We start from the raw sequence: 12,259 nt of genomic DNA, 5'->3' as shown, positions 1-12,259 counted from the left end.
CGATGTCGGATGCGGGCGCTTTTGACGTCCGGGCGTGCCTCGGTGTGCGTATGTCTCCGGCACGTCCCGCTGCTCAGCGGATGGCCGGGAGGCTCCCTGACCCATCCGCATCGGCTGGGCCAAGGGCGAGCCGGACGGCGCGGTCGGCACCAGCGATCGCGCCCTCCTGGGCCGGGTCCCTCACAACTTCTCGACCGGTGCGTACCTCAGCAGCAGACGCTTGGGCTTCTCGTCCCCGAAGTCGATCGTCGCCTGCGCATCCGCACCCACACCGGTGACCGCGACGACCGTCCCCAGACCGAACTGGTCGTGCGTGACGCGGTCACCGATCGACAGCGAGATGACCGGCTTCTCGGCGGCGCCGCCGCGACGGGTGGCGAAGCCGGAGGCACCCGCCCGACCGCGGGACGAGGGCGCGGAGGACAAGCGCGACCCGAGGCCCGACACGGGACCCGCGGGCGCTGCCATCGGCCCCGTGCGCTTCCACTGGACGTGCTGGACCGGAATCTCCTCCAGGAACCGCGAGGGCGGGTTGTACGCGGGCTGGCCCCAAGCACTGCGCATCGCCGAGCGCGTGAGGTAGAGCCGCTCGCGCGCCCTGGTGATGCCCACGTACGCAAGCCTGCGCTCCTCCTCCAGTTCCTTGGTCTGGCCGAGGGCACGCATGTGCGGGAAGACGCCGTCCTCCAGTCCGGTCAGGAACACCACCGGGAACTCAAGGCCCTTGGCGGTGTGCAGGGTCATCAAAGTGATCACCCCGGAGCCGTCCTCGTCCTCGTCCGGGATCTGGTCGGAGTCGGCGACCAGTGCGACCTGCTCCAGGAACTCCGCGAGGGTGCCCGCTCCCTCGTCCTCGGTGCGCGCCTGCTCGAACTCCAGCGCGACGGCGGCAAGTTCTTGGAGGTTCTCGATGCGGGTCTCGTCCTGCGGATCGGTCGACGCCTGGAGTTCGGCCAGATAGCCGGTCTGCTCCAGTACGGCTTCCAGGACGACCGCGGGGCCGGCGCCCGAGTCGACGATCGTGCGCAGCGTCTCCATCAGTGCGTTGAACCGCTTGACGGCATTGGCCGAGCGGGCCGCCATGCCGTACGCCTCGTCCACCCGCCGCAGCGCCTGCGGGAAGGTGATCTTCTCGCGCAGGGAGAGGGCGTCGATCATCGCCTCGGCGCGGTCGCCGATGCCCCGCTTGGGAACGTTGAGGATGCGGCGCAGCGGAACGCTGTCCTCGGGGTTGGCCAGCACCCGTAGGTACGCCAGCACGTCCCGGACTTCCTTGCGCTCGTAGAAGCGCACTCCGCCGACGACCTTGTACGGCAGCCCGACCCGGATGAAGATCTCCTCGAAGACCCGGGACTGGGCGTTCGTCCGATAGAAGATGGCGACATCGCCCGCTTTGGCGTCCCCGGCGTCCGTGAGGCGGTCGATCTCGTCGGCGACGAACTGGGCCTCGTCGTGTTCGGTGTCGGCGACATAGCCGGTGATCTGGGCGCCCGCGCCGGCGTTCGTCCACAGGTTCTTGGGGCGACGGCTCTCGTTGCGCTCGATGACGGCGTTGGCGGCGGAGAGGATCGTCTGGGTGGAACGGTAGTTCTGCTCCAGCAGGATCGTCTTCGCGTTCGGATAGTCCTCCTCGAACTGGAGGATGTTGCGGATCGTCGCACCACGGAAGGCGTAGATGGACTGGTCCGCATCGCCGACGACGCAGAGTTCGGCGGCGGGCAGGTCGTCGTACCCCTGGCCCACCAGTTCGCGTACGAGCGTGTACTGGGCGTGATTGGTGTCCTGGTACTCGTCGACCAGGACGTGCCGGAACCGCCGCCGATAGTGCTCGGCGACGTCGGGGAACGCCTGGAGCAGATGGACGGTGGTCATGATGATGTCGTCGAAGTCCAGGGCGTTGGCCTCGCGCAGCCGTGCCTGGTACATCCGGTACGCCTCGGCGAGCGTCTTCTCGAACTGGTCGCCCGCCTGGTCGGCGAAGGTCTCCTCGTCGATCAGCTCGTTCTTCAGGTTCGAGATCTTGGCGCTGAACGACTTCGGCGGGAACTTCTTCGGATCGAGGTCGAGATCGCGGCAGACCAGGGCCATCAATCGCTTGGAGTCCGCCGCGTCGTAGATCGAGAACGACGAGGTGAAGCCGAGCTTCTTGGATTCGCGGCGCAGGATGCGGACGCAGGCGCTGTGGAAGGTGGATACCCACATGGCGTTGGCCCGCGGCCCGACGAGTTGCTCGACGCGCTCCTTCATCTCACCGGCGGCCTTGTTGGTGAAGGTGATCGCCAGTATTTCCCCGGGGTGCACGGAACGGGTCCCGAGCAGGTGGGCGATCCGATGGGTCAGGACCCGGGTCTTGCCCGAACCCGCTCCGGCGACGATGAGCAGCGGGGAGCCCGTGTGCACGACGGCGGCGCGCTGCTGCTCGTTCAGCCCGTCCAGGAGGGCTTCCGGGTTCACCACGGTGCGCGGTGCGCCATCACGGTGGTAGGCGTCCCGGGCAGGAGGTACGTCGAAGGCACCCTGGAAGAGATCGTCGGGGATCTCCTCCCGGGCATGGCCCTCGGGGTCCTCATGGCCCTCATGGTCCTCGGGCGGCGGGGGCTCCTGCGAGGCGTGCTGGAGGTTCGCCAGGAATTGTTCGTCAAAGAGGCTGCTCATCGCTCTACGAGTCTAGGCCGACCCACTGACAACCCGGGGCCGCACCGGCCGATCGGGACGGGACGGTCCCCGGCACGGCTGCTGTCCGCGCCCCGCCCGGCCGCGCCCCGATGCCCGGGTGTCCGGCGCCCCGACCGCCGCGACATCGGAGGCGGCGGGGTTCAAAACCGCAGCTCACGGCGGATGCCCCGGCGAAGTGCCCGGTGTCGATCGGATCGCGACGACGGCTGGGTTCCGGGCTGGGTGGGGCTGGCCGAGAAATTGCGTTGGCGGGCCCGGACGAGACGTGTAGCGTCGCCCGCGTATCTGTTGTCGCCGTGAGGAGAGGCCGTTGCGCCGCTGAGGTCCGAGATGCCGTGCCCCGTCCTACCGGTGTGCACGTGCGCGACCTCAGAAGCGAGCTGCCCGGGGAGCTGACGTTCCCCCTTCCGGCGTTCTCCCTCTGTGTTCTCTCCCCTGTGTCGCGGTCCGCGGCGCACGGCATCTCCCTGTGCAGTCCTGTTCGCACGTTGATGGTGGAGATCCGCTGATGTCTCGTTCCCCTTCTCCTTCCCCTTCCTCTTCTCCTTCCGTCGTCTGTTCCCGTCTGTCGTTCACCTGGCCGGAGGGCACCGGCGTACTCGCCGATGTCTCCTGCGCACTGGGCACCGGACGAACCGGGCTGGTCGGCGACAACGGCAGCGGCAAGTCCACTCTGCTCCGGCTGATCGCCGGGCAGCTCACTCCCACGAGCGGCACCGTCCGGGTCGCCGGAGAGGTCGGATACCTCCCGCAGGATCTGACGCTGGCCACCGAACGGCGCGTGGACGAGGTCCTTGGCATCGCCGGCACCCGTGCCGCCCTGCACGCCATCGAGGCCGGTGACACCCGCCCGGAGCAGTTCGACGCGATCGGCGACGACTGGGACGTCGAAGAGCGCACCCGGGCCCTCCTGGATCAGCTCGGTCTCGGCCGGATCGGGCTCGATCGCACGGTGGGCCAGGTCTCCGGCGGCGAGGCCGTGCTGCTGTCGTTGGCCGCGCTGCTGCTGGCCCGTCCCCAGGTACTGCTGTTGGACGAGCCGACCAACAACCTAGATCAAGCGGCCCGTCGACGCCTTTCGACGGCGCTCGCCGGCCACTGTGGTGCGGTGATCGTCGTCAGCCACGATCGGCAACTGCTGGAACAGGTGGATCAGATCGCCGAGCTGCGCAGCTCGGAGGTACGGGTCTTCACCGGCGGCCTCAGCGCTTACCGAAGTGCCGTCGCGATCGAGCAGGAGGCCGCCACTCGTTCAGTACAGGCGGCCGAAGCGCAGGTCGCACGGGAGAAGAAGGAACTGGACCTGGCGCAGACCCGGCAGGCCCGCAGCGTCCGGTACGGGAAGAAGATGTACGCGGACAACCGGCTGGACAAGACGACGATGCAGGTGAAGAAGCGCTCGGCCCAGGTCGCAGCGGGAAAGGAGCGCGGTGTCCACGAGGAACGGCTGACTGCGGCGCGCGAGCGGTTGGACCGGGCAGAGGCGCTGGTGCGCGAGGAGGCGCCCCTTCGACTCGACCTGCCCGCCACGACCGTGCACCCGGGGCGCGCGGTGCTGAGTCTGCGGAGCGTACAACTGCGTACGGGTGCGGTCATCGACACCGTGGATGTCCACGGACCGCAGCGCATCGCCCTGCTCGGCGGCAACGGCGCGGGGAAGACGACGCTGTTGCGCACCATCAGCGGGCGGCTCGCCCCGGTCGGGGACGGGGCGTCGGACGCGGTGTCCGTACGCGTACCGATGCGGTATCTGCCGCAGCGCCTGGACGTCCTCGACGACGACCGCACGATCGCCCAGAACGTGACCCGGTTGGCTCCCACCGCGAACGACAACGAGATCCGGGCCCAACTGGCTCGATTCCTCTTCCGTGGAGCCCGGGCCGAACAGCGGGTGGGAACGCTCTCCGGGGGTGAGCGGTTCCGTGCCACGTTGGCCGCACTCCTCCTGGCCGACCCCGCTCCGCAGTTGCTCATGCTCGACGAGCCCACGAACAGCCTGGACCTGGCCAGCGTCACCCAGCTCACCCAGGCGCTGGCCGGCTATCGCGGCGCGTTGATCGTCGCCAGTCATGACCGGGCGTTCCTCCAGGAGTTGGGGATCACCCGCTGGTGGACCTTGGACGAGGAAGGACTGGCCGAGGGGCATCCCGAGGAACCAGCGGGCTGACCGGGGAATCGAGGGACTCGCCGAACGCCCCGGCAGCCTAGGCGGTTCGGCTTGAACTGCTCCCGAGCACGTCAGCGGGTGCCCTGGCCTGATCCGGCCGCTGGTCGGAGCACGGCAGCCTGCGCAAATGCCACAGAAGGCCAGGTTCGGTCACACGTGGAACTCGTACAGATGCGAAAGGTAATCATCCGAGCTCGACGGCACACCGAATGAAAAGGTCACGAAAATGTATCGGACAAATCGAACACCAATCTTCACAGCAGCCACACGGTTTGGCTAGCGTGCTGGCTCAGGCAGCCCGCACCACTGCGGCGACCCACGCCGATCGGGCAGCCACGCCGAATTCGGTCTCCACCCCCATGGGAGACGGGAACCGGGGAACCACCGTGCAGCACCGGGGTGAATCGGGCCTGTTCGTGCGCAGGCCCGTAGGGCTCTTCCGTCCGCCCGAACCCGACAGCTAACCCGGTAGGCGGCCTACGGAAGAAGGAGATGCCGGCCCTTGGTGTCGCATCGCAAGGCCCGAAGTCGCAAAGCAAATCCCTCACCTGCCGTGGGACTCACCACGGCGGCCATCGCGTCCGTCGGACTCCTCCCGGCGCAGGACGCACAGGCGGCGGATGACCGGACGCCCTCCGTGGAGGAAGTCCAACAGAAGATCGGCGCCCTGTACCGGAAGGCCGGTACAGGGACGCCGCCGCGGGGAGCAGCCCAGCAGGCAGCCGCCGAAGAGCGCCGCGAGGTCGAGGAGTTGCGGTCCGCCTACGCCCGACGCGCGGAACGCCTCAGGCAGACGGGCAGAGCCCTGGGATCCTCGGAGGAACAGCCTCGCGCGAAGCCGTCGGCCCCGACCGAGGAGCCGACCGCCCCGGGCGGTACCCCGCCCGAAGACGATCGGAGAGCGCCGCTGAAGGCGGCGGTCAACGCCCAACACGGCGCAATCGCCGATCGAGCGGTTCAGCGAGCCGCATTCGCCGAACCACCGTCCGAGGCGGGTAGGCCCACTTCGCTCCCCCGCTCGCCGAGCTTCCTCCGCACGGGAAAGCAGCAGGTGCAGTCGAAGCTGATCCAGGCGCGCTCCGTGCTGTGGCGGGGAGATGCGGAGGCCAGAGCGCGATTCGCGGCCGTCGAGCAGGAGATGGCGGCCGAGGCATGGCGGATCACCCAGGAGGAGGCCAGACACACGGCGATGGCCCGGGCCGCGGAGGAGGCGGAACTGAAGCGGCTGGAGCGGGAGCGCCAGAAGCATCCGGGCTCGCCCTGGGGCGCGGCTCTTGCCGAAGGGGTGCTCGCCTTCGTCCGGGCCCAGTTGGGGAAGCCCTATGTGCGGGGTGCGACGGGGCCGCGTTCTTATGACTGCTCGGGGCTGACACGGGCGGCCTGGAGGGCGGCCGGGGTGGATCTCCCTCGTACCGCCCGGGAGCAGGCGCATGCCGGGCGGCAGGTGGACATGGGCGGGCTACGCCCCGGTGACCTGGTCTTCTTCTATGACGACAGCAGCCATGTCGGCATCTCTATCGGCGGCGACAGAATGATCCACGCGCCGCAACCGGGCGTGGACAACCATGTGGAAGTGCGTGAGGAGTCGATCTACACGATGCCGATCCGGGGGATCGTCCGACCTGCCTGACATCTGACGGCTCCGCCCCGTGCGGACTCCCCCTCAGCGCGCAGTCCCGGCTGAACACACCTCGTGGACCAGTCTGTTCGCCCCGTACGGATCGACCTTCGGGTCGGCCCCACGGGGCGGGCGGGCCGGGCGGCGCGATGGGACCGTCCTGTCGTGGGCGTCAGGTCCAGACGGTGGCGATGAAGATGTTCGCGACCGTCAGTCCACCGACCGCGGCGAACAGCCCCTTCTCGACATTCTCCTCGTCCCGCTTGACGTACACCAGGCCCAGGATCACGACCAGCACCGCCATCTTGATGCCGATCTTGATGTTGTTCACCGTCTGGTCGTCGGCCTGGTTGAGGCCCACCAGTGCGACGCCGGTGACCAGCATCGTCAGCGCCCCGTGCAGCATGGCCGGGTTGAAACGGGCAGTACCGGCAGATATCGCCTTCATCTGCGTCAGAAATCCGCCCAGCAGAGAAGCGATGCCGATGATGTGCAGCGCCACGAAGACATTGATGAGTGCTTCCATGGGGCGGAGCCTAACCCTCCCCATATCACCACCCTCAGGCCAGGTGTGCCTCATTCGCCGCATCGGTCACAGGGGTACGAAGTGGGTCACACCTCCCGCGGGAACCCCTTCAGAAATCAACGCGAGCTGTACACCTTCCACCACATTCGGTCGATAGCACTCCACTACCGCCATCTCAGGCATACGGTCCTGGCCCAGGCGACCTCCCGCCTCCGGTTCCCCCCAACCGGCTTCACGGAAGGACGTGGACGCTCTCGTGGCCGCGCATCATCAGCACCGCAAGCCCCGAAAGTCCCGGCAGTACCCGCTCGCCGGCTCGGCCGTCCGCACGGCCAGCGCTCTCGCACTCGTCGGAACTGCGACCGCCACCGCATTCCAAGGCACCGCACAGGCCGCCCCCGCACCCACCCCCACACAGATCAAGGCCGAGGTCGACGGTCTCCAGCGGGAGGCCAAGGCCGCGGCGGAGCAGCATGACCGGGCTCGTGAGGCGGCAGCCCGGGAACGCGTCACACTCGACAGGTTGCGGGACGCGGCCGTACGCGAGGTGGAGCGGCTCAACACCACGCGTCGCCTTCTCGGTTCCATCGCCGCCGCCCAGTACCGGGCCGGGGGCAGCGCACCCGGCCTGGAGGTCGCCTTCACCTCGACCCCGGACGAGTATTTGCGGCGGACGGCCTTCGCCGCACACATCGGCGACCGTCGGGCCGCCACGGTCGCCTCGGCCGAGCAGCAGGCAAAGCGTCTGGCGACACTACGGAAGCAGGGCAAACGCACCGCCATCGCGCTCCGCACCCACCAGGACGAACAGGCACGGCACAAGGCAACCGTCCAACACAAGCTCACAGCCGCCCAACAACTCCTCGGCGCCCGCTACGCCCTGCGCGTCGACCGGGCCGCGGGGCACGGCACACCACGAGCGGCGGCCGTCACGTCCATCACCGAGTCCATCGCCGAGCCGATCATCGAGCCGATCACCAGGGGCGTCGCCACGACCCGGGCCACCCGGGCCATCGCCTATGCCCGCCAAGCCATCGGGAAGCCCTATGTCTGGGGTGCGACCGGACCTGATGCCTTCGACTGCTCGGGGCTGACTCGGGCCGCCTGGCAGTACGCGGGGGTCCGACTGCCCCGCACCACCTACGGCCAGATCGACTCCGGGACCCGGATCCCGCGATCCGCGCTCGCCCCCGGCGATCTGATCTTCTTCTACTCCGGAGTCAGCCATGTGGGGCTCTACATCGGCGACGGCAAGATGATCCACGCACCCCGGCCCGGTGAGAACATCCGTATCGCACCGATCGACGAGATGCCCTTCGCTGGGGCCACCCGACCCGGGTGACCGACGGCTTTCCCGGAGCGCCGCTCAGGCCGCGTGGCAGCAGCGGTGCTCACCATCTGTGCGATCGGCGATGCGGCGCCCCGGGAGTGCGTCAAGCCTCGGGGCGTGTCATGCCTCGGGGGAGTTCAGGGCCGTCGCGGCATCCCGACCGCCCCACCCTTCGGGACTGCGCCAGAGGACATGGACGTCGAACACATCACGGACGGTGTCGGCGGACCAGTCGTCCGCAGGCGGTTCGCACAGCACGAGGTAGAGGGCGTCGGCGCGGGTGGGCAAGGTGTGGTTGATCTCCAGCAGGCGGGTCGCTCCCGAGCGGAGGTCCGCATAGGTGGACCGGCCGGCGCCCAGCGCCTCGTAGAGGAACGTGCCCCGCTCCGTGACACAGCTGACGTCGACGATCGCAGAGTCCAAGGGCTGGAGGTCCGCCCACAGCAGGGCGGACTTCAACGCGTGCCGCACCGCTTCGTGCTTCTTGCAGGCGCGGTCGGCGGACGCCGCGTCCTCCAGCGCGCGAAGGAATCCCTCCTTGGTGGTCACGGCCGTTGCGGGCGGAGCGTGGTCGACGGTGGGCACGGTTTCGCTTTCCTTCGGCTCGGGTCGGGGCTCAGTGACGACGGGCGCGTTCGCGCTTTCCGGCACATTCGGTGCGCTCGGCACATCTGATGTCTCTGATGTCTCTGATGGGCCTGGTGTGTCTGGCGTGCTCGGGTTGGTGGCCTCGGCCAGTCGGACGCCGAGCAACTCCCGCGCATCGGCCAGGGCATCGGCCCAACCGGACCGCTCGTACTCCTCCCGAAGCCCATGGACGTTCACGGTGTTGTCCTTGAGCGCACGGTTGGCTCCCGCAGCGAGATCGCGCAGGAGACCCAGTCGGTGTCGGTCCGGAGATCCAAGTACGCGCCGTACGTCCACCCAGTCCGCCTGGTCACGACGGAGGATGCGGTTGGCCATGCCTTGCAGTTCGGACAGGCGGACGCGGGCGTCGTGCGGCACGCTTCCGTCCCCGGCCGTCAGTTCATCGAGTACGTCGACTGCCGCCGCATAGCGTTCCGCCATCCTGGGCGTGATGGGCAGTCGACCGCGCTGATCGGTGGTGAGGACGCTCTGATTGGTCTCGTTGGCGAAGACCCAGCAGTCGAGTTCCTCGCCTCGCCGCGGCGGGGCGGAGCCGTGGCGGACGGTCAGGAAGAGTGGACGGTCCAGGTCGGGAGTGAGCGCCTTGACCTTGTAGCGGCCTCCCGGCCCGACGCCGAGGACCCTCACCCGGATGTCCGTCCCGATCTCCGGGGCATCGCCCGACTCGACGGACTCCGCTTCATTGCCGACCTGTTCGCCGGACGTTGTTCCGCTCGGGTCCGGCTCTCCGGAGCCAGGGCCCGTCGTGGCACCGGATTGCGTCAGGGCCTGTGGGAGCGGCGATGTGTGCAACACGGTCAGGCTCTGCGTACTGCGGGTGAGGGCGATGTAGAGCTGGCGGAGGCCGGCCGGACCGCGGTCGGCGATGGTGGCGGGCTCGACGACCAGGACATGGTCGTACTCCATGCCCTTGGCCTGGGCAGCGGCCAGTACGGAGACCGCTTCGCGACTCGTCTCCTCGATGACCGCATCGAGGTGCCGGGCGATCTCGTCGAGCCACTCCGAGTCGTCGGGGACGATGACGGCCACCGACCGCGGGGTGTGGCCGTCGCTGGTGCCCACCAGACGGGCCACCTCGGCGGCCGTGTCGTCCAGGAGTTTCCACGGCCCGCTCGGCACGGTCCGTACGGCGCCCTCCCCCACCTCGCGTACGGCCTGCGGGTACGGCAGCCCCGGAGCGACCGCCCGGGCGAGGGGCGCCACGAACGCCATGATCTCCGCCGGCACCCGATAGCTCGTGTTCAACTCGGCGACCCGCCAGTCACCGTGGTCGGACAGGAGCGTTCCGATCCGGTCCCAACTGGTGTGCGTGTGCGGGCCCGTGGCCTGGGCGAGATCACCGAGGACCGTCATCGACCCGCCGACGGCACAGCGCCGGCGCAGCGCCCGGGCCTGCATGGGGGTGAGGTCCTGCGCCTCGTCGACCACGATGTGTCCGTAGCGCCTGGGGATCTCCCCGTCGATCAGGAACCGGAGTTCTTCGAGGCAGACATGGTCTTCGAGGGTCCAGGCGTCGGCGTCGGCGCTGGCGGCCCGGGGGCGGTGCAGCGCCGCTTGCTCGTCCTCGTCGAGGATGCCGTCGGCGCAGGTACGCAGCAGATCGGGCGAATCGTAGAGGGTACGCAGGGCCTCCCTGGCACCCTGTGACGGCCAGATGCGTTCGACGAGCCGCTCGACACGGCGATTGCGTTCCAGATCGCGGCGGATCGTGCTGCCCTGGGCGCGACGCGGTGCGATGGTGGCGAGTTCCTGGAGCAGCCGGTCCACGAACAGGCTGCGGAAACGATCACGGCACTGCCGGTACGGGCCGTCACCGCTGCGGGCCTCGTCGAGGAGGGCGATGACCTCGGACCGCGGCACGCGCAGGGTCGTACTGCCGGCGATGACCACGACGGCGGGTTCATCGCCTTCGAAGGAGGGCACTTCGGTGAGGGCATCGAGGGCCTCCGGGCGGTAGTCGTACTCCACTCGGCGGCGCAGTACGGAGCCCATGCGCTCGTCGGACTTCACCGAACGTGCCCGCGGCTCGTCGCTGCCGTGGATGTCCGCCTCCCACAGTCTGCTCAGTTGTACGGCGTTGACGTCGCGCGTACCGAGCGTGGGCAGGACCTGGCCGACGTAGTCGAGGAAGCCCTGATGGGGGCCGATCACCAGGATGTCCTGGGCTTTGAAGTGCTCGTTGTTGACGAGCCAGGTCACCCGGTGGAGGCCGACGGCGGACTTTCCGGTGCCCGGGCCGCCCTGCACCACGAGGATGTCGGAGGGGGATCCGGTGACCAGGTCCAACTGGTCGCGACGGATGGTCTCGACGATGTCCCGCATGCGTCCGCTGCGCGAGCGCCTGAGCTCACGCAGCAGGAAGTCGTCCGGTTGGAGCGGCTTGCGGCGCTGGAGACGGGCGACGTCACCGGGCGTGCGGGCTGGGCCCGGAGCGCTCCCAGCGCCTTCCTGCGGTGCTTCCGGCTCAGGTTCCAGCGGTGCTTCCGGATCTGGGCGCGGCTCGCTCGTGGGCTTGGGAGCCAGCTTGGTCGGTGTGGCGTCCTGCGCCGCCTCGGCCGCCTGATCAGCGGCCGGACGTGGCGATGGAACGGTCGTGGGCACGGTGGGCGCCATGAGGGCGATCTCGTCGAGGTAGTCCTTGACGACCCGCTCCACACAGCGCAACTGCCTGCGCAGGACCACCTCCCCGGGGGCCTCGGGGCGCGCCTTCGACCAGGTGGTGGCCAGAGGGCTGGTCCACGGCAGGACCACCAGTTCTCTTGTGGAGTCGTACACGACCCGACGGCCGATGTACCAGGGGCGCGGCTCACCGCCCGGGTCTTCCGGCGCGTCGACGCGCGAGAAGACGAGCGCTTCCGTGCCGAGTCCGCCGTACTCCTCGGCACGGGCCTCGGCCTCGATGCGGTTGGTGATGCCGTCCTTGGGATTCGCCGATGCCGTGGCGGCTGATGTTCCGCTCATCTCGGCCAGCCGTGCGGCGTAGCAGTCGTACGCGTGGTCAACGGCCTTCTGCTCGATGCCGATGATGGATTCGCGCGTGGTGGTGCTCATGTGCATCCCTCCCCGCGGCGACCGTGGGTCGCCGCTACGGGCAAGTCCGCCCGTACCCCACGGAAACAACTATCAGAAACCAGTCGATGACGAACAGTCAGAGAACTGTTCACCGAACGACTTTCCCCGGAGGTTTCGGGATGCGGGACATCAGGTGTTCGGCAACCACCGGCTGTTCCAGAGGGCGGGCACCAGCGGGCCTTCGTGAGGCGTCGACGGGTCTCGCGTCGGCGGCTGCCGCGG

Annotated in this window: 6 protein-coding genes and 1 riboswitch; of the genes, 3 read left to right on the top strand and 3 right to left on the bottom strand. The window is 68.9% G+C overall.

Translation table 11 applies throughout. The features are described from left to right. Window positions 1-180: 180 nt before the first annotated feature. Window positions 181-2,655: a DNA helicase PcrA gene (gene pcrA, locus OID54_RS23170; RefSeq protein WP_329022345.1), complete on the bottom strand. Its 2,475-nt coding sequence runs from the start codon at window positions 2,653-2,655 to the stop codon at window positions 181-183. Between the two features lie 529 nt (window positions 2,656-3,184). Between pcrA and OID54_RS23165 the strand changes: the two genes are divergently transcribed. Then, the gene (locus OID54_RS23165) at window positions 3,185-4,843 is read left to right on the top strand and encodes an ABC-F family ATP-binding cassette domain-containing protein (protein ID WP_329022344.1); all 1,659 of its coding nucleotides are present in this window, start codon (window positions 3,185-3,187) and stop codon (window positions 4,841-4,843) included. A gap of 326 nt (window positions 4,844-5,169) precedes the next feature. Next, window positions 5,170-5,334: riboswitch (cyclic di-AMP (ydaO/yuaA leader) on the top strand. A 62-nt stretch (window positions 5,335-5,396) separates the two neighbouring features. Next, complete coding sequence (locus tag OID54_RS23160; protein WP_329022342.1) at window positions 5,397-6,473, top strand: C40 family peptidase; 1,077 nt, start codon at window positions 5,397-5,399, stop codon at window positions 6,471-6,473. 160 nt (window positions 6,474-6,633) lie between these two features. Here OID54_RS23160 and OID54_RS23155 read toward each other — a convergent pair whose 3' ends face one another. After that, complete coding sequence (locus OID54_RS23155; RefSeq protein ID WP_329022340.1) at window positions 6,634-6,987, bottom strand: hypothetical protein; 354 nt, start codon at window positions 6,985-6,987, stop codon at window positions 6,634-6,636. Between the two features lie 256 nt (window positions 6,988-7,243). Here OID54_RS23155 and OID54_RS23150 point away from each other — a divergent pair, with 256 nt between their 5' ends. Further along, window positions 7,244-8,329, top strand: coding sequence for a C40 family peptidase (locus OID54_RS23150; protein ID WP_329022338.1), 1,086 nt, complete (start codon window positions 7,244-7,246; stop codon window positions 8,327-8,329). 108 nt (window positions 8,330-8,437) lie between these two features. Here the strand turns inward: OID54_RS23150 and OID54_RS23145 are convergent, their stop codons facing one another. Beyond that, a complete protein-coding gene (locus tag OID54_RS23145) occupies window positions 8,438-12,016 on the bottom strand; it encodes a HelD family protein (RefSeq protein ID WP_329022336.1) in 3,579 nt (1,192 codons plus the stop codon). Window positions 12,017-12,259 lie beyond the last annotated feature (243 nt).

Origin of the sequence: Streptomyces sp. NBC_00690, from assembly GCF_036226685.1 — a bacterium.
GTDB lineage: Bacteria > Actinomycetota > Actinomycetes > Streptomycetales > Streptomycetaceae > Streptomyces.
Note: the sequence above shows the minus strand (reverse complement) of the source record. Positions and strands in the feature narration are given on the sequence as shown.